Genomic DNA, 22,219 nt, shown 5'->3' with positions numbered 1-22,219 from the left:
TCGGGCACCGGACCGCGCCGCAGGACACGACGAGCGGGGTATCACGATGACCGGAGTCGACCCTGAACGGCTGGACGACCAGCAGCTGATGAAAGAGCTGGAGACGATCCACCGCACGCGCCACGACACGCTGCTCCACGGTTCGAACGACGCGCTGCGCACCCACAACCTGCGCATGGCGCAGCTGGAGGGCGAGTACCTGCGCCGCCATCCACGCCGTCCGGTCACGGCGGGCCGGACGCGCGAGGGAGCCCGGGAGCGGGGACCCGGAGAAGACTGACCGGCGCGAAGAACACCCCTTCGGCGCGGCCGCACTTGCCGCCCGGGCCCGCGCGTCGCAGCGCGGCGCAGTGCATCGCGCCGTACCGGAAGGTGCCACCGCCGGGGCCCGGTGGTGCGGCCTCGCACAGGCGGCGACCGCGCCCGGTGCCGCTCACGCGAGGGGCGTGCCCGGCCACCCCTCCGGCTCGGCGCGGCTGATGTCGGCGAGCGCCGAGCCGGGGTCCTGGGAGACGGCCAGGTCGCCGAGGCTCACCATGCCCACCGGGTGCCCGTCGTCGACGACCGGCAGCCGGCGCACGGCGTGCTCGCGCATCAGCCGTACCGCTTCGGACACGGCGTCGTCGGGCCCGACGACCACCGGGTTGGGAGTGCACACCGCGTGGGCGCTCACGGTCAGCGGATCGGCACCGTCCGCGACGGCGCGCACCGTGATGTCGCGATCCGTGAGCACCCCTATGACCTGGTGGTCGCCGGCCACCAGGACGTCGCCGATGTCCTGGGCGCGCATCAGCTGCGCGGCTTCGACGAGCGAGGCGTCCGGGCGGACCGCGACGACGCCTGGCGTCATGACTTCCCTCACGAAATCAGCCATGGCTGTGGGCCTTTCCTGAGTTCCCCGGCTGCCGGGGGTACGGATGTATCGGCTGCCGTCGCCCGCAGTACCCCCGAGTCCGCGGCCCATGCCGCCGCGGACGAGTGCCGCGCCCGTTGTTTGCCGCGCATACGGCGGGGCAGGTGCCATCACAGTGCTTCGGACAGGAGGCACGTCCGTGGGAGCGGGGAAGTCCTCGCCACGGGTGTGCCCGTCCGGGCCCCCGCGTGCTCCCACGGTGACCGTCCAACCCAAGGCACCTGCAAGGGAGTTACGAGGCACCATGGGAAATCGAGTGAGTGCGAAGCATCATCCGCACGACGACGCCCCCGACACCGCGGAGGCATTCCGCAGGCTCGCCAAGCTCCCCCCGGGCCGACAGCGCGACGCACTCCGTACGGAGATCGTCGAGTCCTGGCTGCCGATGGCCGACCGGCTCGCGGGCCGGTTCCGCAGCCGCGGCGAGAACTTAGAGGATCTGCGCCAGGTCGCCGCGCTCGGCCTGGTCAAGGCCGTCGACCGATACGACCCCGAGCTCGGCAGCGCCTTCGAGAGCTACGCCGTGCCGACCGTGACCGGTGAGATCAAACGGCACTTCCGCGACCACATGTGGACCGTCCATGTGCCGCGCCGCGTCCAGGACCTGCGCAACCGCGTGCGGTCCGCCGGCCAGGAACTGTCGGGGACCGTGTCGGGCCGCAGGCCCACCGTCGCCGAGATCGCCGAGCACGCCCGGATGAGCGAGGAGGACGCCCTGACCGGCCTGGCGGCCCTGGAGAGCTTCGCCGCGCTCTCCCTCGACGCCGAACTGCCGGGCAGCGAGGACGGATACTCACTCAGCGACGCCCTCGGCTCACCCGATCCGGCCCTCGACGTCGTCATCGACCGCGAGGCCGTCAAGCCCCGGCTGCGGGCCCTGCCCGAGCGCGAACGCGCCATCCTCTACATGCGGTTCTTCGGCGACATGACCCAAAACCGCATCGCCGAACAGCTCGGCATCTCCCAGATGCATGTCTCGCGGCTGATCAGCCGCAGTTGCAGGCGGCTGCGCAACGAGGTCATGCGCGACGCGGCGTAGGGGCTCCGCCGGGGTGGGGGAGGGGGTGCGGGGAGGGTGCGGGGCCGTTGTGGCTCGTCGCGCCGTTCCCCGCGCCCCTGACGGGGCGCCCCCTTACCGCTCGTTCATCGCCAGCGCTATGTGACGGGACATCATGTCCATCGCCTGTGCCTCGGCCATCGAGAACGCCAGCCGGGCGCCGCTGCGGAACAGCGTCAACACCCCCCGCACGGAGCCGGACGCGGTGATCAGGGGCACGCACAGCAGCGACGTCGCATTCGCGCGTACGAGTACGGGGGCGCCCGAGGTGTCACGGCCGAAGGCGTCCGGATCCTCGGGGCGCACCTGCAGCGCCGTGGATCCGCCGCGTGCCGCCTCGACGACGAGAGGGCACGCGGCGGGATCCTGTGCGGCCACCGCCGCCACCCCTTCGGCACCGTCGGAAGGGCCCAGCACGGTCGTACGGGTCAGCCGCGCCGAACCCGAGTCGGCCACCACCCAGTCCGCGAACCGCCCGTGCAGCACCCCGGCCGCCCGGTCCAGCACCGAGGACGGATCCCCGGCGGGGGCGCTGAGCAGCGCCGTGGTCATGGCGTCCAGCAGGTCCATCAGCGCCGCGTGCCGTGTCGTCTCGGTGAGGCTCGGCACCGGACCCGGCACGTTCTCGTCCGGCGGCACCCGGGAGCTCGCGGGCTGCAGGACGACGAGGACGGCGGTCCGGGGTTCGCCGCTGGGCCGCAGCGCGGTGAGGGTCGCGCGCACCGGCACCGAGGGGTGTCGCTGGACGTGCACGGTGAGGCTGCGGTCGCCCTCGCCACGCGCCACCGCCGCCGCCTGCGAGCGGAACGCGGCGCGGTCGGCATGCGCGAGGAACCCCGTCAGCGGCCGGCCCGTCGCATAGCCCGCCCGGACACCGGTGAAGGAGGTCGCCGCGAAGTTCAGCCTGCGCACCACCGTCTCGCGGTCCACCAGCGCGACGGGCACCGGAACCCGCTGGAAGAGGGCCTTGAGGAGCTGCTGTTCCTGGCGGTCGACCGAGGCGACGCCGGGCGGACCGCCCGCGGACAGGCGCTCGTACCAGGGCCACAACTGGCCGGCCACATGGTCGAGTTCGAAGATCGCCGCGTCGAGCACCGTCGGCAGGTCGTCGGCCGGCACGGCACGCGCCGTCTTGAGCTCGGCCACGCGGCGTACGAAATCCGCGAGTTCTTCACCGAATTCGTCCGTCTGTGCCATGGGATGAACGTAACCCGAGGGACGGGTTCCGGGTGCGGGACGAGCGTAACCCGCGGAAGTCGTTTTCTGCGCAGGTGAGCGGGAAGGTGCGGGGAGAGGAGGTGTGAACCATGCAGGACACCGGTCAACTTGAGCAGGGAAGGCGGTTGTCGGAGCTCGCCGAACAGGCCACCCGCTGCACACCCGACTGCTGCGGCGCCAGTTGCCTGGTCTCCGAGGAAGGTCCGGAACGGCCCGCCGCGGTGACCCACCCCGACCTCGCCGGACTCGTCTCGGTCCAGCTCCGCTCCGGCGACGGGCCGATACCGGCCGCGCTGGAACACGGTGGGCCCGTCGACTCGGCGGACCTGCTGCGCGAGAAGCGCTGGCCGGCGTACCGCGCGATGGCCCTCGACTCGGGCGTGCGCTCCAGCGTGACGATCCCCTTCCGCCGCTCCGGCCTGACCGTGACCCTCAGCCTCTACAGCTTCCGGCCGGGCGCCCTCGACGACGCCCCGCACGGCGCCGCCCGCGCCCTCGGCGACCTCGCCGTGACCTGCCTGGTCCGCGACCGCTCCTACCGCGCCGCGCTCACCGAGCTCGACCAGCTGGGCACCGCGCTGCGCACCCGGCCCGTCGTCGACCAGGCGTGCGGCATCGTCATGCATGTCCTGGGCTGCGACGCGGACGCGGCCTTCGGGGTGCTGCGCCGCATCTCGCAGGGAACCCAGCGCAAACTGTCCGACGTCGCCTCGGCCGTCGTGGACAAGCGCGGACGCGGCCTGGAGGGGGAACTGGTCTCCCTGTCGAACTGACCGACCCCATGTCACCCACTCGGGCGTCCGTGTCCCGCGAATGGTGCCCGGCCGCGCGCGCCCGACGGGTGGGCGGGCTGTGATGGGCCCGGGGGCACGACGGCTGTGCCCCCCTTCAGAGTCACTCCGAAGGAGCCCAGCCCATGCCTTGCACCGCCCGTGTCCTGACCGCCACAGCCCTGGCCGGTGTCGCGCTGGGCGCCGCCGCCTCGGCCGCGTTCGCGGATCCGGGCGCGGAGGTCGAACCGCGCTCCGTCGAACCGGGCGGCATCGTCACCGTCTCCGTCACCTGCGACGCGATCGGCGAACCACCGCCCGAATTCATCGACGCCACCTCGCAGGGCTTCGAGGAGGGCACGATCCAGCTGCGCCGGGTCACGGGGGACAACGAGAGCGCGGCGAGTGCGGCGAGTGCGGCGCTCACGGAGTACCGAGGTACGGCCCGTATCCCGTCCGGCGGGAACGCCGACGGCGGCTCCGACGCGGTGGGTCCTGAGTCCGAGTGGGGCGTCGACGGGGTGTGTCCCGTGGAGCCGGGCGGCCGGCAAAAGCCGTGGACCGCCTCGTACACCGTGGCGCGCCCCTCCAGTGCCGCCCAAGAAACGGTGGAGGGACCGGGAACGGTGGAGCGTCCCGGAGGGGGAACGGAGGAGGGCCCGGGCACGGGGGAGGGAGCGGGAACGGAGGAGGGCCCGGGAACGGGGGAGGGGCTGGGCACGGAGGAGGGAGCGGGAACGGTGGAGCGTCCCGGAACGGGGGAGGGAATGGGCACGGAGGAGCGTCCCGGAACGGGGGAGGGAATGGGCACGGAGGAGCGTCCCGGAACGGAGGAGGGCCCGGGCACGGAGGAGGGAGCGGGAACGGGAACGGGAACGGTGGAGCGTCCCGGAACGGAGGAGGGAGCGGGAACGGAGGAGGGAGCGGGAACGGAGGAGGGAGCGGGAACGGAGGAGGGAGCGGGAACGGAGGAGGGAGCGGGAACGGAGGAGGGAGCGGGAACGGAGGAGGGAGCGGGAACGGAGGAGGGAGCGGGAACGGAGGAGGGCCCGGGAACGGAGGAGGGCCCGGGAACGGAGGAGGGCCCGGGCACGGAGGAGCGTCCCGGAACAGAAGAGCGACCGGGCACGGAGGAGCGACCGGGAATGGAGGAGCGTCCCGGCACGGAGGAGCGTCCCGGCACGGAGGAGCGTCCCGTCGGTGTCCAGTACGGGGTGCGCGCCGGTGAGGGCGCCGCCTTCACCGGGTCCGTCCCGGCCCTGGTCGCCGGAAGTGTCCTCATCGCGGGCGCGCTGGCCGCGGCCGTCCACCGCGTGCTCCACAAGCGCGCGTCCGCCGACCGCTGACCCGGTGACGGGCGCGGCCGGGACCGTACGAGGGACGAAGGCACGGCACGGGACACTGAGTGAACGCACTGGCGACAGGGCACGGCACCACGGACTGCGCGGAGGCACCTATGCGGCGGACGGTTCCGGAAGGGCACGGGCCGGTCCGCTACGGCCCGCCGATTCCCGATCAGGGCCTGCCCGTGCTGCCGGAGCTGCGGGCCGTACTCGCCGCGGCTGCGGACCGCGCCGAGGCAGCGCCCTCCGGCGGCGGCCCCGCGCTCCTCGACGCCGCCTGCGGCTACTGGACCCGACGGGGCCTCGCCGCCGAACGCGACCGGGTGGTCGCCGCCCCCGGCGCCCCCGCACTGCTCCTCGCGCTGACCGGCGCACTCGGCGGCGACGTCCTCGTGCCGCGCCCCTGCGCCGCGTGGTGGGCTCCGCAGGTCCGCCTGCTCGGCAGGTCCGCGTTCCATGTCCCGACGCCCGCGGAGTGCGGCGGCCTGCCGGATCCGTACGCTCTCCTGGAGACCGTCCGCAGAGTCCGTGCCGAAGGCGGCGACCCGCGCCTGCTCGTGCTCTCCGTCGCCGACGACCCGACCGCCACCGTCGCGCCGCCCGAGGTGGTGCACGAGACCGTCGAGGCCGCGATGGGCGAGGGACTGCACGTGGTCAGCGACGAGACCTGGCGCGACACCCTGCACCAGCCGCACGACACCGTGCTGCTGAGCCCCGCCGAGATGCTCCCCGACGAGGTCACCGTCGTCACGGACCTCTCGGGTGCCTTCCTGCCGGAGAGCTGGCCCGCCGCCGTGGCCCGCTTCCCGGACACCGACGCGGGCGCCGGGCTGCGCGCCCGCGTCCTCGACGTTCTCACCGCGCTGGGCGCCCGGGTCGCCGAACCGGTCGCCGCGGCGGCCGGGTACGCGCTCGGCGAGCCCGACGGGATCACCGAACGACTGACGGCCGCGGTACGCCTGCACGCGCGCGTGGCCATCGCCGCGCACCGCGCGGTGGTCGGCGCCGGGGCCCTCGCGCGGCCGCCGCAGGCCGGGAGACATCTGTACGTGGATCTCGGCCCGTTGCGTTCCGCGCTCACCGCGCACGACGTCGGCGACGCACAGGAACTGGAGGACTTCCTCACCGCCCGGCTCGGTATGCCCGCGCCGGGCGGCCACCGCTTCGGGGACGACCTCGGGGCGCTTCGGGTGCGGCTGGGGACGGGGCCGCTGCTCGGGGCGACCGATGAGGAGCGGGAGGAATGCCTCACGTCTCCCACACCGTTGGAACTGCCGCAGATGCAACGCGCGTTGACCCTCCTGGGGTCGGTGTTCGACGATCTCCGCGACGACGCTCAGCGATGGGAGCCTCCTCGATGACGCAGCAGTCCCAGTCGACGACGAGCACGAGCACGAGCACGCAGGACGGCGACGATCCGGCGTCCTCCTCGGCACCCCGGCCCGGGTCACGCCGGTCGGCGTGGCCTGGAGCGCGCTGCCGCGCATCGACGCGGTCGTCATCAGCCACAACCACCACGACCACCTGGACGCGCCGACGCGGCGGAGCCGCAAAATGTCACAGCCCGCGCCCCTGACGGGGCGCTGTTGCCCGCGCTCCTATCCAGGCGCCGTTCTGCGAACCCTGCGCCATACCCCCGGTGCCACGCTGATCGCCACGGTCAGTACGACCGCTGCCACCACGCCCTCCCAGGGTTCGCTGAAGAGGGAACCGCCGAGGATGCCGATGACTTGGTAGGTCGCCGCCCAGGCGAGGCAGGCCGGGATGTCGCCGCGGGCGAAGGAGCGCAGGGGCATCTTCGCCATCAGGCAGGCGAGCATCACCGGGATGCGGCCCGCCGGGACGAGACGGGAGAGGACGAGGACGGTGACGCCATGGTCGCTCAACTTCTGCTGGGCCTGGGCGAGACGCTCCTCGGGAGCGCGCACGCGGATGGCCTCCAGCCAGCGTGAGCCGTTCTTGGAACCCATGCCGCGCCGGCCGAGCCAGTAGAGCGCGACGTCGCCGAGGAACGCCGCGAGCGCGGCCACCAAGAAGACCAGCAGCAGCGCGAACGGTGCCGTCTGGTGAAAGGCCACCACGGCCGCCGAACTCACCAGCGCCCCCGTCGGCACCACTGGCACCAGCGCGCCGATCAGCACCAGCAGAAACAGCGACGGATAGCCGATCGCCTGCTGGGTGCTCTCCGGCGTCACGGCCGCCCCCGTGGCCGACACGAATATCACCGGGGTCGCGCTCGTGGCGGACAGCGCGGAGAACGCGGGCAGCAGTGTCACCGCGCGACCTCCGGCCGTACGCTCTCGCCATGCTCGAGTCGGTGCACCGCCACCTGGGGCGCATACTCGGCGGCCAGGCGCACGAATTCATCGCCCGGCGCATGGAATTCATGGGGGCGCACGCCGTCCATCCCGATCGGCCAGTACGTGCCGTAGTGCACCGGCACCGCGCTCCTCGGCATCAGCTGGGCCAGCGCCTGCGCGGCCCGCCCCGCGTCCAGGTGCCCCTCGCCGAGAAACGGTCCCCATCCGCCGACCGGCAGCAGCGCCACGTCGACCGGTCCGACCTCCTCGGCCATCGACTCGAACAGACCGGTGTCCCCGGCGAAATACGTGCGTGCCTCGCCCTCGATCACGAAGCCCAGCGCGGGTGCGCGGTGCGGTCCGACCGGCAGTCGCCGTCCGTCGTGCCGCGCCGATACGGCACGTACCACCAGGTCACCGACCTGTGTCCGGTCCCCGGGTGCGACCTCGGTGAGCCGCAGATGGTCCAGCCTGCGCAGTGCGGGCACCGCGAGCGGCGCGCCCTTGGGCACGAGCAGCAGCGTGCCCGGCGCGAGCTGCTGCAGGGACGGCAGATGCAGATGGTCGGCGTGCAGATGCGAGACCAATGCCGCGTCCGCGACCGCCGCCTCGGGCGGGGGCGGCGCCCCGCGCCTGCGCCGCAGATGCGCGAGCCGGCGTGCGAAGAGCGGGTCGGTGAGCACGCGTGTGCCGGAGTCCGCCAGCGTGCAGGTGGCGTGCCCCCACCAGGTGATCTGCACCGGCACTTCTTTGCCTCCTTCGCGCGACTCCCCCCGAGCCTACGGGCAGGAGTAGGGTCGGCGGCGAAACCCGGAGGTGAGGGGGACGCCATGACCAACGCGCGCAGCGCCTCCGCCATGCCCACCACAGTCCGCGTCACGACCATCGCGAGCCTGACGCCCCTGGAGGAACTCGACGTGGACCCCTTCCTCGTCGACTCCCGCAGCCAGCACGCGATGTGCGCCCGCTGGGCCGCCGAGCGCGGCTATGTCGTCACCCGGGAGCTGCTCGTCCGCGGTCTGCGCCCCGACCATCACACCCTGTGGGCCGATGTCGAGGCGGGCCTCGTCGACCTGTTCGTCGCGCCGAGTCACCGCGTCCTGGAGCGAGCCCTCGCCTCTGTCGACGAGTTCACCGCCGAGTGCGCCCGCCGCGGCGTACGGATCGAGACGGTCGGGAGCGCGGAACCGTCGTACGACGCCCAGATGAAGGCCCGGGTCCATCGCCGCCTGTCGATGCCGACCGCGGGGTACGACGGCCGCTGAACCGTGACCGGGGGAGATCCGCCCGCACGTGGTGACGGGGACATCAGGCTCTCCCCGCACGTGGTGACGGGGACATCAGGCCCTGCCCGCACGTTGTGACAGGGTGGGAACAGGCCACGCGGACCGGGCGGGCCGGGACGTGAGGTGGACAGGGCGTGGGTGGAGGGCGTTGGCGGCGGGTCCTCAGCGGAGTCTGGCGGAGCATCGCGGTGTGGGCCGTGTCCACGGTCACGATGCTTGTCCTCGCCGGTGCGCTGCCCGACTTCCAGTTGCAGTCCGACGACGGGGACAGCGCCACGCAGATCGCTATCACCGCGGCCGTCGGCGCGGGCGCCTTCGGTCTGCTGTCGTCCCTCGTGTGGCCGCTGCTGGTGCGGGCGCTGCTCCTGGTGCCCGCGCTCGTGCTCGGGCTGCTCGTCTTCTTCCTGAACGGCTCCTTGCTGCTGGTCGCGCTGCGCGTCACCCCCTCCGGACAGGGCGAGGCAGCGCCCGAGACCGCCGTGGTCGTCGCCGCCGTGATGTCCGCCGTGGCCTCGGCCACCGGTGGCGCCCTCGCCGTACGGGACGACGACGCGTACCGGCGCAGGCTCTACCGGCTCGCCGACCGGCGCCGCGGGCGCGGCGCCGGACAGGCCGGGCCCGTGACCCCCGGCTCGGTCTTCCTCCAGCTCGACGGTGTGGGCCACGACGTCCTCGAGGGAGCTGTCGGCAAGGGGCTCATGCCGACCGTGGCGGGATGGCTCGACGGCGACCGCCTCAACCGACGCCCCACGCACCGGCTCACCCCCTGGCGCACCGACTGGTCCAGTCAGACCGGCGCCAGCCAGCTCGGCATCCTGCACGGCAGCAATCACGACATCCCGGCCTTCCGGTGGTACGAGAAGGACAGCCACGAGGTCATGGTCTGCAACCGTCCCTCCAGCGCCGCCGAACTCCAGCGCCGGGCCATCGAGTACACCGGCGACGGGGGACTGCTCACCGTCGACGGCGCCAGCCGCGGCAACCTCTTCAGCGGCGGCGCCGACCAGTTGGCCCTCGTGCTGTCCATGGCGGCGCGACGGGGCAAGGAGAACCGCTCCCGGTCGGGCTACTTCGCGTACTTCTGCGATCCCGCCAACGCCGTCCGTACGGCCATGTCCTTCGTCGCCGAGGTCTTCCGGGAGATCGGCCAGTCCGTCCGGGCCCGGCTGAAGAAGCGGCGGCCACGCGTCAGCCGCGGCGGGCTGTACCCCTTCGTCCGCGCCTTCGCGACCGTCGTCGAGCGGGACGTCGTCGCCGCCGCGGTGATCGGCGACATGCTGGCCGGGCGCAACGCGATCTACGCGGACCTGGTGGCGTACGACGAGGTGGCGCACCACTCGGGGCCGTGCGGCCGGGACGCCGAGAAGGTGCTGGAGCGGCTCGACCGTTCGCTCGCGCTGATCGCCAAGGTCGCCGAGCACGCCCCGCGGCCGTACCGGATCGTCGTACTGTCGGACCATGGCCAGAGCCCCGGCGAGACCTTCCTGACCCGCTACGGCCTCAGCCTCGGCAATCTGGTCCGGGCCGGCTGTGGGCTGCCCGTACCGCGCAAGGCGCAGCGCACGCACAGTGGAGCCGAGGCGCGGGCGGCGGTGCGGGCCGCGCTGCGCAGGCCCGTCGAGGAGGGCGGCGAGCGGCACCGCCCCTCGCGCCGCTCCGAGCCCATCGTGCTGGCCTCCGGAAACCTCGGGCTGATCTCCTTCCCCGATGTGCCGCACCGGATGAGCCGGGAGGAGATCGACCGGCGCCACCCCGCGCTGCTGTCCACGCTCGCCAACCATCCGGGCGTCGGTTTCGTGCTCGTGCGCAGCGAGGAGCACGGCGGACTCGTGCTCGGTGCGCACGGGGCGGAGGCGTCGGTGGACGAGCTCGACGACGAGCACCCGGGGCCGCTCGCCGACTTCGGCCCGGGTGCCGCGGCGGCCGTACGACGGACGCACTCCTTCCCGCACGTCGCCGACATCATGGTCAACTCCTGGTACGACCCGAAGGAGGGCGAAGTCCTCGCCTTCGAGGAGCAGATCGGCTCGCACGGCGGCCTCGGCGGCCCCCAGGGACGCCCCTTCCTGCTGTCGCCGGTGGCGCTGTCCGCGCCGGTCGAGGACGAAGCCGAACTGGTCGGCGCCGAGCAGGTGCACCAGGTGCTGCGGCGCTGGCTGCGCGAGTGCGACGGACCCCAAGTGCCGCTGCCGGTGAGCTCGGACGAGCGCGCCGCCTGAGCCCCGGCTCATCGGCGTCCCGCAGATCTGCGACGGGCGCTCGGTGTTCTGCCCGCCGGAGGCGATCGCCCGCGACGAGCCGTACTGCTTGTTCCTGGACGAGTTGAACGCGGCGACGCCGGAGTGCAGAAGGCCTTCTACTCCCTGATCCCGGACCGCCGCATCGGCAACTACGAGCTGCCCGCGGGCTCGATCGTGATCGGCGCGGGCAACCGCGCGACGGACAACGCTCTGGCCCGCCCGATCGCCTCCGCGCTCATCAACCGCCTCGCCCATGTGCATCTGGAGGCGTCGCCGAAGGACTGGCTCAACTGGGCTGCCGCCAACGGCATCCACCCGTGGACGTGCCGGCCGCACGCGTCGTGTTCTGCGAGGCGGCGCCGCACGACGCGGGCTGTCTGCCGGTCACGGAGAGCGCCATGGGGGCGCCCCCTGGTCGAGCGGAGTCGAGAGCTTGGGGGAGGGTTCGGGTGCGCGGCCGCGGCGGTACGGTCCTGCGGCCGGGCATCGACCTGCTGCACCGCGCGGACGGCTTCCCGCCGGATGCGCCCGTGTTGGTGATCACGGACGGCTGGTGCGACGTGCTGCGGGTGCGGCGCGAGCACGCGTACCTGTTTCCGCAGGGCGCGCGGCTCCCGTTCACCGCGCGCGGACCGGTCTTCCGGGTGCGCTGAGCCCAGGTGTGATCGGATGGTGGATACGGACCCCGAAAACGGGACCTCATCGAAGGGATTCATCGTGGCAACCACGCGCACCGCACACACCGTGTGGGAAGGCAACCTGCTCGAGGGCAACGGCGTCGTCACCTTCGACTCCTCCGGCATCGGCCAGCAGCCGGTGACGTGGGCGTCGCGGGCCCAGGACGCGAACGGCAAGACCAGCCCCGAGGAGCTGATCGCGGCCGCCCACTCCAGCTGCTTCTCCATGGCGCTGTCGCACGCCCTTGCGGGAGCCGGCACCCCGCCCACCAAGCTCGTCACCAACGCCGACGTCACCTTCCAGCCCGGCGAGGGCATCACCGGCATCCACCTCACCGTCGAGGGCACGGTGCCGGGCCTCGACAACGACGGCTTCGTCGCGGCGGCCGAGGACGCGAAGAAGGGCTGCCCGGTCAGCCAGGCCCTGACCGGCACGACGATCACCCTGTCGGCCAAGCTCGCCTGACGCGCGTCCGTACCCCATGCCGCGCTCTCTCCCCGGGAGGGCGCGGCACTGTCATGTCCAGGCCCGCGCGGGGGCACGCCCCATTGACAAGTGGGCACTCAAGTTTTGTGCTGAGAGTGGGCAGCGCCCTGGCGGAAGGGGACGGACATGGCACGTGCGGTCGGGATCGACCTCGGTACGACGAACTCGGTGGTGGCCGTCCTCGAAGGCGGCGACCCCACCGTCGTCGCCAACGCGGAGGGTGCGCGCACCACACCCTCCGTGGTGGCCTTCGCCAAGAACGGCGAGGTGCTCGTCGGTGAGGTCGCCAAGCGGCAGACCGTGACGAACGTGGAGCGCACCGCGCGCTCGGTGAAGCGGTACATGGGCGACGCGAGCTGGCGGTTTCCCGAACAGGGCTCCGTCGACGGCACCCGCTACCGCGCCCAGGAGCTGTCGGCGCGGGTGCTGCAGAAGCTGAAGCGGGACGCGGAGGCCTATCTCGGCGAGGACGTCACGGACGCCGTGATCACCGTGCCCGCCTATTTCGACGACGCCCAGCGCCAGGCCACCAAGGAGGCCGGCGAGATCGCGGGCCTGAAGGTTCTGCGGATCATCAACGAGCCGACGGCCGCCGCCCTCGCGTACGGGCTCGACCGCGGTGAGGAGCAGACCGTCCTCGTCTTCGACCTGGGCGGTGGCACCTTCGACGTCTCGCTCCTGGAGATCGGCGACGGCGTCATCGAGGTCAAGGCCACCAACGGCGACACCCGGCTCGGCGGCGACGACTGGGACCAGCGGATCGTCGAACACCTCGCGCAACGCTTCAAGGCGTCGTACGGCATCGACCTCGGCCACGACAAGATGGCGCTGCAACGGCTGCGCGAGGGCGCCGAGAAGGCCAAGGTCGAGCTGTCCAGCTCCTCCGAGACCAGCATCAACCTGCCTTACATCACCGCCACCGCCGACGGCCCGCTGCACCTGGAGGAGAGACTGACGCGAGCTCAGTTCCAGGAGCTGACCGCCGACCTGCTCGACCGCTGCAGGACCCCCTTCCACCAGGCGGTGAAGGACGCGGGCGTGAAGATCGCCGTGATCGACCACGTCATCCTGGTCGGCGGCTCGACCCGGATGCCCGCGGTCGCCGACCTGGTCAAGGAGCTCACCGGCAAGGACCCGCACAAGGGCGTCAACCCCGATGAGGTGGTGGCCGTGGGCGCCGTGCTCCAGGCGGGCGTCATCCGCGGCGACGTCAAGGACGTGCTGCTCCTCGACGTCACCCCGCTGTCCCTCGGCATCGAGACCAAGGGCGGCATCATGACCAAGCTCATCGAGCGCAACACGACGATCCCGACACGGCGTTCGGAGATCTTCACCACCGCCGCGGACAACCAGCCCTCGGTGGGCATCCAGGTCTACCAGGGCGAGCGCGAGATCGCCGCGTACAACAAGAAGCTCGGCGTCTTCGACCTCACCGGTCTGCCGCCCGCGCCGCGCGGGGTCCCGCAGATCGAGGTCGCCTTCGACATCGACGCCAACGGAATCATGCACGTCTCCGCGAAGGACCTCGGGACCGGCCGCGAGCAGAAGATGACGGTGACGGGCGGTTCGGCGCTGCCCAAGGACGACATCGACCGCATGATGCGGGACGCCGAGCAGTACGCGGAGGAGGACCGCAAGCGCCGGGAGACGGTGGAGACCCGCAACCAGGCCGAGCAACTCGTCTACCAGACCGAGAAGTTCATCCGCGACAACGACGAACGCATACCCTCCGACACCAAACCGGAGGTCGAGTCCGCGATCGCCGACCTGAAGCGCCTCCTGGCGGACTCCGCCACCGACACGGCCGCCCTGCGGGCCGGCGTCGAGAAACTCGCCACCGTCAGCCAGAAGATGGGCCAGGCGATGTACGCGCAGACCCAGCAGACCCCCCGGGAGGAGCCGCCCGCCGAGCACACCCCGGCCGAGGAGGAAGGCGTGGTGGACGCGGAGATCATCGACGACGAGAGGGAGGCGAGAGGCGGCACGACCGGCACGTGAAGGGGCCGCGGGCGTACGGGGGCAGGGCCGCGGCCCTGCGGCTCAGTACTCGTCGCGGAGCTTGCGGAGGATGTCCTTGGTGCGCGGGACGGAGGCGGCCTGGGCCGCCATGTGGTCCAGGACCTCCAGGTGCATGGCCACCTCACGGCGCGAGTCGAGATAGAGCGCGCCCGTCAGATACTCGCTGTAGACCATGTCGGGCAGTTCCGGCTCGGCGAAGCGGAACAGAGCGAAGGACGTGTATGTCCCCGGGTGCGGGCCGCTCGCGTACTCGGCGATCTGGAGCGTGATGTCGTCGCTCTCCATCTCGTCCAGGAGCCGGTCGATCTGGTCCCGCATGACCTCGCCGTGAATGCTCACGGGCCGCCGCAGCGCGGTCTCGTCCATGATCACCCAGAGACGGGGCCGATTCTCCCGCCCCAGCAGCAGCTGCTGCCGGGTCATGCGCAGTGTCACATGCCGCTCGATGGCGTCGGGCCCCGCCTGTCCCACCGTCCCGGCCTTCAGCACGGCGCGCGCGTACTGCTCGGTCTGCAGCAGCCCCGGCACGAAGTGCGGTTCGTACGACCGGATCAGGCGGGCGGCTCCCTCCAGGCTGACGTGCATGCTGAACCAGTCCGGCAGCACGTCGTGGAACCGCTGCCACCAGCCCGGCTGGTTCGCCTCCTCGGCCAGCGCGACGAAGGCGGCGACCTCGTCGTCGGCCACGCCGTACGTCGTCAACAGCACTTGCAGGTACGGGATCTTGAGGGAGACCTCCGCCATCTCCATCCGCCGCACGGTCGCCGGGGCGACGCGCAGCACACGCGCGGCCTCCTCGCGCTTGAGCCCGGTGGCCTCGCGCAACTCCTGCAACCGCCGCCCGAGCACCACCTGACCCACGGTGGGCGCAGCCCGCCGCTCACTCACGCAACGCCCTCCCCACGCGCCGAAAAACTCCGCGCAGTGTGTCATGTTCCCCTCGGACTCTCATGGGTCCGACGGAAGCATTGACTCAAACGGATCAGCGACGCTCCGTCAAGAGACGAGTGACTGAAAGTATTTGGTCGTGGCTGGATCCGCGGGCAGGAACGTCTCGATGGCCAGCTCGGCGACCGTCACGTCCATGGGGGTGTTGAAGGTGGAGATCGACGACGTGAAGGACAGGATCCGACCCTCGTGCTCGATCCGCATCGGCAGCGCGAAATAGGCGGTCGGCTCGTTGGCTGCCTCTTCGGTCGGATCCGGATCTCCTACCGGGTACGCCGCCACCTCCTCGTACAGCGCGCGCAGCGGCTCGGAGCGGTGCAGGGCGATCTGGCGCTCCATCTGCGCGAGCAGGTGGTCGCGCCACTCGCGGTGATTGCGGATCCGCGGCGCCAGACCCTCCGGGTGCAGCGTCAGCCGCATCGCGTTGAGCGGCGGCGCGAGCAGCGACTCGGGGATGCCGTCCAGGAGCATGGCGATGCCCCGGTTGGCGGCGAGCACGGTGTACGTGGCGTCGACCACCAGCGCCGGGTAGGGCTCGTAGCCCTGGATCAGCCGCTCCACGCCCTGGCGCAGGGCCTCCATCGACGGGTCGTCGAGCGGGGTCTCCGGGTAGTGGGGTGCGTAGCCGGCGGCCAGCAGCAGCGCGTTGCGTTCCCGCACCGGGACGTCGAGGTGTTCGGCCAGACGCAGCACCATCTCCTCGCTGGGGCGGGAGCGGCCGGTCTCGATGAAGCTGATGTGCCGGGCCGAGGAGCCGGCTCGCGACGCGAGCTCCAGCTGGCTGACCCGACGCCGCTCCCGCCAGCCGCGCAGCAGGGGGCCGACGCCCTTGCCGGCAGGGCTGGTTGGGGGCGTGCTGGGACCGGACGCGACAATGGCCATACGAGGACCGTAGTCGAGGGAGTGGTGCGTGAACGACCTGTGGAACCGTCGCCTGTCCTGGGAGGCCGAGGCCGTCTACCGGGCACGCGTGCGCGGCTGTCTGCTCGGCGGGGCGATCGGTGACGCGCTCGGCTACCCGATCGAGTTCGCGTCCCTGGACCGCATCCGCGTCGACCACGGCCCCAAAGGCGTCACGGGCCTGGTGCCCGACGGCGAGGGCGTCGTGGGGCGCGTCAGCGACGACACCCAGATGACCCTGTTCACCGCCGAAGCCGTCGCCCAGGCCCACCGGCGCGAGCGCCTCAAGGGAATCGGCGGCGGCGCGGCGCGGCTGGCACGGTGGGCGTACGAGCGCTGGCTGCACACACAACAGAAGCCGGGACCGGAGGCGAGCGCGATGGCCGTTGCGCGAACTGCCGGCACACCCGCCCACGGGTCCGGCACGTACGCCGGCCCCACCGGCGGTCTCGTCGCCCAATCCTGGCTGTACGCCCGTCGCGCCCCCGGCAACGCCTGTCTCTCCGGGCTCGCGCAGGAGGACTACGTCCCCGACCCGCTCCTCGAACTGGGCCCGCCCGGAAGGATCAACCCCGACTCCAAGGGGTGCGGCGCCGTGATGCGCTCGGCGCCCTTCGGGCTCGCCCCGGCGTCGGACGACTTCGCGTTCGGCCTCGCCGCCCGCTGCGCCCAGATGACCCACGGACATCCCACCGGCTACTACGCCGCCGGCGCTCTGGCCGCCATCGTCGTCCATCTGGTCGCAGGTGACTCCCTGGAGGGCGCGGTGCTGCGCGCGATGCGCCTGCTGGCCCGGCACCCCGGTCACGAGGAGACGACGGCCGCCCTGCGACGCGCCCTGGACCTGGCCGGCGAGGGTGACCCCGGCGCCGAGAAGGTGGAGACGCTGGGCGCCGGCTGGATCGCCGAGGAGGCCCTGGCCATCGGGGTGTACTGCGCCCTTGCCACACCCCGCGTCCGCGACGCCCTCCTCCTCTCCGTGAACCACTCGGGTGACAGCGACTCCACCGGGTCCATCTGCGGCAACCTCCTGGGCGCCCGCCACGGCGACCACGGGCTTCCGCACGACTGGCTGGAGCGGGTCGAGGGCCGCGCACAGATCGCCGCACTGGCGGACGACTTCGCCACGGAGTGCGTACGGCGCTGATCGTTGCCGCGACCGGGCGGCCACCCTGTGGCAGGCTGAAGATCAGTCGCACCGTAGAGCGTAAGACGTAGGAAAGGAGCGAGGCCATGCCCGTCGAACCGCTGTCGCAACAGGAGATCGAGGAGCGGCTGACGGAGCTGCTCGGCTGGTCGCTGGACGGAGACCGCCTCGCCCGCTCCTACCGGCTCGCCTCGCACTTCGCGGCGACCGCGATGGTCGTGCACATCGCGCAGGTGCAGGAGGAGCTCGACCACCACTCCGACCTCACCCTCGGCTACAACACGGTCTCCCTCACCGTGAACACGCACAGCGTCGGCGGCGCCGTCACCGAGCTCGACTTCCATCTCGCCCGCAGGGTGGAGGCACTCTCTCAGGATCACGGTGCAAGCTGACTCCTGTGCTGGACTACGAGCGGTGAACCCCGGGCCGCCGCGGCCGCGGACGCCGTGCTCCGCCTTGTCGGCGCAGGTGAGCGGGGTCTGGTGCGCGCATCTGCGGCGTTGTCGTCACTCTCCCCCACGCTCGGCTTCGCTCGCGCGGGGGGACCCCCATCGCTCCGCGTCGACTCCCTCCTCCGCCTTGCAGCTGCACGCACCACACCCCGCTCACCTGCTGCGAGGGGCAGGGGAGGATCCCACGCCGTTTCGCCCGCCGCGTCCGCGGCGGAGTCGTCCACGCGGCCGGCGGCACCGCGCTCTCCGACCGCATCGAGGCGCTGCCGCACCCGGACGCACCCCGCCCGGAACCGGAGTTCACCCTGCGGGCGTTCCGCTAGGGGGCTTCTGATGGATCTCCGTGGGAGAAGGAGCGGCGTTCGGTGCGTGCTCTCGGCGTGCCGGGCGGAAGCCCTCGTAGCGGAGCTACTAGGGCTTTTGTCCGGTGCGGCGAGAGGGCGTGCCGGGCGTCGCGACGCCGCGGAGATCCATCAGAAGCCCCCTAGGGCCTGAGCCTCCCGATCCCGCGCGCTCAGGACGCCTTCCGCCGGGTGAACTCCATGACCCAGTTGGTCACCCACGTCTTGTCCCCGTCCACGGAGAAGGCCTGTTCCCAGCGGGCCGTGGACGCCGAGATCCCCGACCACACGAACCGCACCCGCACGTCCTTCCCGGCGTGCGTGTCGTCCCCGAGGAACACGCCGCGCCCGTCGGGCTCGAACCGCCCGACCACCGGCGGGAACAGTTTCCCGCTGCGGCTGGAGGACCAGTTCAGCGACCACTGCCGCGCCGCGGGATCGAAGAGCCGCAGGGTGAGCCCCGCCCATCCCTGACCCGGCACCGTCAACTCGTCGATGTTCGCGGCCCCTTCGAACAGGCTCCAGCAGCGGCTTGTGGCCAAGAACTCCTCCCAGCCGCTGTCGGCATCGAGGAAGTCCGTCAGACGGCGATGGTGGACGTCCCACTCGCCGTGAAGGAAGTCGAAGTCGTGTGCGGTGCTCATGAGCGGTCTCCCGTCGTGCCGTCGGGGAGCGAGTCGGCGAGGTAGGCGTCGAGGTCGGGGGTGTCGGGCGCGAGCATGTGCCGCACCCAGGCGTCGCGTTCGTGCAGGATCGGCGGCAGCTCCCAGACACAGCCGATCCAGGGCAGGTCGGGGGTGACGAAGTGCGAGGGGTCCCGGTCCGGGCAGCCCAGCACCGGCTGGCCCGCCGCCGCGCCCCGGAAGTGCAGGACGTTGTCCCACACCCAGCTGTACGCGTTGAGGTATGCGCCGTCGTCGCCGCCCCGGTGCAGCACGACGAAGGTCGCGGGCGGGGTGCCGTCCGGCTCCGGGAGCAGCTTCGGCAGTATCGCGTACGCCGCCCGCTCGACGTCGGGCGCGATCCCGGCCGGGTCCGCGGTGACGTGGTAGCGCTTGATGTGCCGCCCCGCCACCTCGATGGGCGGCGGCGCGGTCAGGAGTTTCTCGGTGAACGGCATGGCAGGACGCTAGGCCCGCTTCACTGACATCCTGTGTCAGTGAAGTCCAGCCGATTGGTGTCCATCCTGCTGCTCCTGCAGACCCGTGGCCGCATGACAGCCGCCCAGCTCGCCGACGAGCTGGAGGTGTCGGTGCGGACGGTGTACCGGGATGTGGAGTCGCTGCACGCGGCGGGCGTCCCGCTGTACGGGGACGCGGGCCACGCGGGCGGCTACCAGCTCCTCGACGGCTACCGCACCCGCCTCACCGGCCTCACCACCGACGAAGCCGAGGCCCTTTTCCTCGCGGGCGTCCCCGGCCCCGCCGCCGAGCTCGGCCTCGGGTCGGTGCTTGCCGCCGCCCAGCTGAAAGTGCGCGCCGCCCTCCCGCGCGAGCTGCGTGAGCACGCCGACCGGATCAGCGGCCGCTTCCACCTCGACGCGCCCGGCTGGTACGCGGACGCCGACGTGACCCCGCATCTCCCCGCCGTCGCCGACGCCGTATGGAACTGCCGCGTCCTGCACGTCCGGTACCGCCGCTGGCGCGAACCCACCGACGTGGAGCGCCGCCTGGAACCGTACGGCCTCGTCCTGAAGGCGGGCCGCTGGTACGCCGTGGCGGGACCCGGACCACGTACGTTCCGTGTCGACCAGATCCTCGAACTCGCCACCTTCGGCGAGGAGTTCACCCGTCCCGCCGACTTCGATCTGGCCGCGTACTGGACCGCGTACCAACGAGATTTCCATGACCGGCTGCACCGCGGTGAGGCGGTGGTCCGGGTGGCGCCGGGAACCGGGCTCACCGGTCCGGCGGCCCGTGCCGTCGAGACCAACGGCCGTACGGAGGCGGACGGTTGGACCCGTGCCACCGTCCCCATCGAGTCCGTCGACCATGCCCACGACGAGTTCCTGCGCCTGGGCGCGGCGATCGAGGTGCTGGAGCCGGCCGAGCTGCGGAACCGCATCGCGCGCACCGTCGCCGCGCTGGCTCGCCTGTATACGTAGAGAGCGCTTGCTAAAAGGCGGCAACTTCTTTGCCCGCGGCGGCGACTGAGGGAACAGAAGCAGTCTGTCCTCTCAGGAGGTAACCACCGTGCAGCACCCGCAAAGGCAGCACCGCAGACGCGTGATCGGGTCGGCGATGGCGGCGACGGCCGCGCTCATCGCCGCCGGGCTCACCGCCCTCGGCACCGGAACCGCCCAGGCGGCCACCGCCCGGCAGGTCGAGGCGCTCGACCGGGGCGTCGTCAGCGTCCACACCGACAGTGGCAACCTGGTCAGCTGGCGCTGGCTCGGCACCGACGCGAACGACGTCTCGTTCAACGTCTACCGAGCCGGTACGAAGGTCAACTCGACCCCGATCACCGGCTCCACGAACTACTTCCACGCGGGAGCGCCCGCGCAGGCCGACTACACGGTCCGCGCGATCGTGGGCGGCGTGGAGCAGGCCGACTCCGTCCACGCGATCCAGTTCCGCACCGGATACAAGGACGTGCCCATCACCCCGCCCGCGGGCGGCACCACCCCCGATGGAGTCGCCTACACCTACGAGGCCAACGACGCCTCCGTCGGCGACCTCGACGGCGACGGCGCGCTCGACTTCGTCCTCAAGTGGCAGCCCACCAACGCCAAGGACAACTCCCAGTCCGGCTACACCGGCAACACGATCATCGACGGCATCAAGCTCGACGGCACCCGGCTGTGGCGTATCGACCTCGGCCGGAACATCCGCTCGGGTGCGCACTACACGCAGTTCCAGGTGTACGACTACGACGGCGACCGCAAGGCCGAGGTCGCCCTGAAGACGGCCGACGGGACGACGGACGGCCGGGGCACGGTCATCGGCAGCTCGTCCGCCGACTACCGGAACTCGAGCGGGTACGTGCTGTCCGGGCCCGAGTACCTGACCATGTTCAACGGTCAGACGGGCGCGGCCATGGGCACCGTCGACTACGTCCCGGCGCGCGGCACGGTCTCCTCCTGGGGCGACTCGTACGGCAACCGCGTCGACCGCTTCCTCGCCGGAACCGCCTACCTCGACGGCGCCCGACCGTCCCTGATCATGGCGCGGGGCTACTACACCCGTAGCGTCATCGCCGCCTGGGACTGGCGGAACGGAACCTTCACGCGCCGCTGGACCTTCGACACCAACTCCTCGACCAACACCGGCAAGGGGTACGACGGTCAGGGCTCGCACAGCCTGTCCGTCGGGGACGTCGACAACGACGGCAAGGACGAGATCGTCTACGGAGCGATGGCCGTCGACGACAACGGCAACGCCCTGTGGACCACCAGGACCGGGCACGGCGACGCCCAGCACCTGGGTGACCTCGACCCGTCGCACGCGGGCCTGGAGTACTTCAAGGTCTCGGAGTCGACCTCCCAGCCGGCCGAGCTCTACATCAACCCGGCCAACGGTACGGTCAACTGGAGCCTCGCGGCCTGCTGCGACAACGGGCGCGGAGTCGCCGGGGACATCTACGCGGGCAACGACGGTGCCGAGGTGTGGTCCGCCTCCGACACCTCCATCCGTGACGAGGCCGGCGCCACCAAGGGCCGGGAGCCGTCCTCCGCCAACTTCCTGTCCTGGTGGGACGGCGACACCGTCCGCGAACTCCTCGACGGCACCCACATCGACAAGTACGGCACGTCGTCGGACACCCGCCTGCTGACCGGAGCCTCGGTCCACTCCAACAACAGCACCAAGGCGACACCGTCCCTGTCCGGCGACCTCTTCGGCGACTGGCGCGAGGAGGTCGTCTGGCCGACCAGCGACAACACGGCACTGAGGATCTATTCGACGCCGTACGAGACCAGCACGAAGATCACGACCCTGCTGCACGACACGATGTACCGCACGGGTCTGGCCTGGCAAAACACCGCCTACAACCAGCCGCCGCACCCGAGCTTCTTCCTCGGCAACGGCATGCCGACGGCACCGCGGCCGACGGTCTACACGCCGTGAACGACGGTGGGTGCGTGCCTCGTTCATGCGGCACGCACCCACCCGGTCGGCTCTCCT

21 protein-coding genes and 3 pseudogenes are annotated in these 22,219 nt (G+C 71.8%); 16 read left to right on the top strand and 8 right to left on the bottom strand.

Annotated features, from left to right (window positions below; all coding sequences use genetic code 11):
* The first annotated feature begins 46 nt into the window (after positions 1-46).
* Positions 47-280 (top strand): DUF6158 family protein, encoded by a 234-nt coding sequence (locus tag ACX28W_RS01625; RefSeq protein ID WP_458996929.1) that lies wholly within the window; start codon positions 47-49, stop codon positions 278-280.
* A gap of 153 nt (positions 281-433) precedes the next feature.
* Here the strand turns inward: ACX28W_RS01625 and ACX28W_RS01620 are convergent, their stop codons facing one another.
* Positions 434-874, bottom strand: coding sequence for a CBS domain-containing protein (locus tag ACX28W_RS01620; RefSeq protein WP_458996928.1), 441 nt, complete (start codon positions 872-874; stop codon positions 434-436).
* Positions 875-1,157: 283 nt separating this feature from the next.
* Here ACX28W_RS01620 and ACX28W_RS01615 point away from each other — a divergent pair, with 283 nt between their 5' ends.
* Positions 1,158-1,952, top strand: a complete 795-nt coding sequence (locus ACX28W_RS01615; RefSeq protein WP_458996927.1) for a SigB/SigF/SigG family RNA polymerase sigma factor — start codon at positions 1,158-1,160, stop codon at positions 1,950-1,952.
* Positions 1,953-2,045: 93 nt separating this feature from the next.
* Here ACX28W_RS01615 and ACX28W_RS01610 read toward each other — a convergent pair whose 3' ends face one another.
* Complete coding sequence (locus ACX28W_RS01610; protein ID WP_458996926.1) at positions 2,046-3,167, bottom strand: PAS domain-containing protein; 1,122 nt, start codon at positions 3,165-3,167, stop codon at positions 2,046-2,048.
* Between the two features lie 110 nt (positions 3,168-3,277).
* Here ACX28W_RS01610 and ACX28W_RS01605 point away from each other — a divergent pair, with 110 nt between their 5' ends.
* The 4 genes and pseudogenes from ACX28W_RS01605 to ACX28W_RS01590 all read left to right on the top strand — a co-directional run.
* A complete protein-coding gene (locus ACX28W_RS01605; RefSeq protein ID WP_458996925.1) occupies positions 3,278-3,961 on the top strand; it encodes an ANTAR domain-containing response regulator in 684 nt (227 codons plus the stop codon).
* 143 nt (positions 3,962-4,104) lie between these two features.
* Positions 4,105-5,304 (top strand): hypothetical protein, encoded by a 1,200-nt coding sequence (locus tag ACX28W_RS01600; RefSeq protein ID WP_458996924.1) that lies wholly within the window; start codon positions 4,105-4,107, stop codon positions 5,302-5,304.
* Between the two features lie 110 nt (positions 5,305-5,414).
* The gene (locus tag ACX28W_RS01595; protein WP_458996990.1) at positions 5,415-6,662 is read left to right on the top strand and encodes an aminotransferase class I/II-fold pyridoxal phosphate-dependent enzyme; all 1,248 of its coding nucleotides are present in this window, start codon (positions 5,415-5,417) and stop codon (positions 6,660-6,662) included.
* Positions 6,545-6,867 (top strand): annotated as a pseudogene (locus ACX28W_RS01590) (MBL fold metallo-hydrolase); the annotation flags it as partial. The gene ACX28W_RS01595 and the pseudogene ACX28W_RS01590, both read left to right, overlap by 118 nt.
* Before the next feature lie 32 nt (positions 6,868-6,899).
* On the opposite strand, the gene ACX28W_RS01585 reads toward ACX28W_RS01590, so the two are convergent.
* A complete protein-coding gene (locus ACX28W_RS01585; RefSeq protein WP_458996989.1) occupies positions 6,900-7,526 on the bottom strand; it encodes a DedA family protein in 627 nt (208 codons plus the stop codon).
* Between the two features lie 47 nt (positions 7,527-7,573).
* Positions 7,574-8,347, bottom strand: coding sequence for an MBL fold metallo-hydrolase (locus ACX28W_RS01580; RefSeq protein ID WP_458996923.1), 774 nt, complete (start codon positions 8,345-8,347; stop codon positions 7,574-7,576).
* Between the two features lie 84 nt (positions 8,348-8,431).
* On the opposite strand from ACX28W_RS01580, the gene ACX28W_RS01575 reads away from it, so the two are divergent.
* The 6 genes and pseudogenes from ACX28W_RS01575 to dnaK all read left to right on the top strand — a co-directional run bounded on the left by ACX28W_RS01575 (position 8,432) and on the right by dnaK (position 14,289).
* A complete protein-coding gene (locus ACX28W_RS01575) occupies positions 8,432-8,866 on the top strand; it encodes a hypothetical protein (RefSeq protein ID WP_458996922.1) in 435 nt (144 codons plus the stop codon).
* 155 nt (positions 8,867-9,021) lie between these two features.
* Entirely contained in the window at positions 9,022-11,106 is a 2,085-nt protein-coding gene (locus ACX28W_RS01570; RefSeq protein ID WP_458996921.1) for a phage holin family protein, read from the top strand.
* Positions 11,102-11,448 (top strand): annotated as a pseudogene (locus tag ACX28W_RS01565) (P-loop NTPase family protein); the annotation flags it as partial. The gene ACX28W_RS01570 and the pseudogene ACX28W_RS01565, both read left to right, overlap by 5 nt.
* Positions 11,448-11,780, top strand: a pseudogene (locus tag ACX28W_RS01560) (hypothetical protein); the annotation flags it as partial. The pseudogenes ACX28W_RS01565 and ACX28W_RS01560, both read left to right, overlap by 1 nt.
* A 64-nt stretch (positions 11,781-11,844) precedes the next feature.
* Complete coding sequence (locus ACX28W_RS01555; protein WP_362086492.1) at positions 11,845-12,270, top strand: OsmC family protein; 426 nt, start codon at positions 11,845-11,847, stop codon at positions 12,268-12,270.
* 147 nt (positions 12,271-12,417) lie between these two features.
* Entirely contained in the window at positions 12,418-14,289 is a 1,872-nt protein-coding gene (dnaK, locus tag ACX28W_RS01550; protein WP_458996920.1) for a molecular chaperone DnaK, read from the top strand.
* 42 nt (positions 14,290-14,331) lie between these two features.
* On the opposite strand, the gene ACX28W_RS01545 is transcribed toward dnaK, so the two are convergent.
* On the bottom strand, positions 14,332-15,198 hold the full coding sequence (locus ACX28W_RS01545; RefSeq protein WP_458996919.1) for a helix-turn-helix domain-containing protein: 867 nt from the start codon (positions 15,196-15,198) through the stop codon (positions 14,332-14,334).
* Positions 15,199-15,306: 108 nt separating this feature from the next.
* On the bottom strand, positions 15,307-16,140 hold the full coding sequence (locus ACX28W_RS01540; RefSeq protein WP_458996918.1) for a helix-turn-helix domain-containing protein: 834 nt from the start codon (positions 16,138-16,140) through the stop codon (positions 15,307-15,309).
* A gap of 28 nt (positions 16,141-16,168) precedes the next feature.
* Between ACX28W_RS01540 and ACX28W_RS01535 the strand changes: the two genes are divergently transcribed.
* Both ACX28W_RS01535 and ACX28W_RS01530 read left to right on the top strand, forming a co-directional pair.
* Positions 16,169-17,305 (top strand): ADP-ribosylglycohydrolase family protein, encoded by a 1,137-nt coding sequence (locus tag ACX28W_RS01535; RefSeq protein WP_458996917.1) that lies wholly within the window; start codon positions 16,169-16,171, stop codon positions 17,303-17,305.
* An 86-nt stretch (positions 17,306-17,391) separates the two neighbouring features.
* Positions 17,392-17,697 carry a 4a-hydroxytetrahydrobiopterin dehydratase gene (locus ACX28W_RS01530; RefSeq protein WP_362071040.1) on the top strand — a complete coding sequence of 102 codons (306 nt, stop codon included), beginning with the start codon at positions 17,392-17,394 and terminating at the stop codon, positions 17,695-17,697.
* 574 nt (positions 17,698-18,271) lie between these two features.
* On the opposite strand, the gene ACX28W_RS01525 is transcribed toward ACX28W_RS01530, so the two are convergent.
* Positions 18,272-18,742 carry a hypothetical protein gene (locus ACX28W_RS01525; RefSeq protein ID WP_458996916.1) on the bottom strand — a complete coding sequence of 157 codons (471 nt, stop codon included), beginning with the start codon at positions 18,740-18,742 and terminating at the stop codon, positions 18,272-18,274.
* Positions 18,739-19,218 carry a hypothetical protein gene (locus ACX28W_RS01520; RefSeq protein ID WP_458996915.1) on the bottom strand — a complete coding sequence of 160 codons (480 nt, stop codon included), beginning with the start codon at positions 19,216-19,218 and terminating at the stop codon, positions 18,739-18,741. The genes ACX28W_RS01525 and ACX28W_RS01520 overlap by 4 nt, the downstream gene beginning before the upstream one ends.
* A gap of 39 nt (positions 19,219-19,257) precedes the next feature.
* Between ACX28W_RS01520 and ACX28W_RS01515 the strand changes: the two genes are divergently transcribed.
* A complete protein-coding gene (locus ACX28W_RS01515; protein ID WP_458996914.1) occupies positions 19,258-20,202 on the top strand; it encodes a helix-turn-helix transcriptional regulator in 945 nt (314 codons plus the stop codon).
* Positions 20,203-20,290: 88 nt separating this feature from the next.
* The gene (locus ACX28W_RS01510) at positions 20,291-22,162 is read left to right on the top strand and encodes a rhamnogalacturonan lyase (RefSeq protein ID WP_458996913.1); all 1,872 of its coding nucleotides are present in this window, start codon (positions 20,291-20,293) and stop codon (positions 22,160-22,162) included.
* The last annotated feature ends 57 nt before the right edge of the window (positions 22,163-22,219 follow it).

It is taken from the genome of Streptomyces sp. SD15 (genome assembly GCF_054462255.1).
Note: the sequence above shows the minus strand (reverse complement) of the source record. Positions and strands in the feature narration are given on the sequence as shown.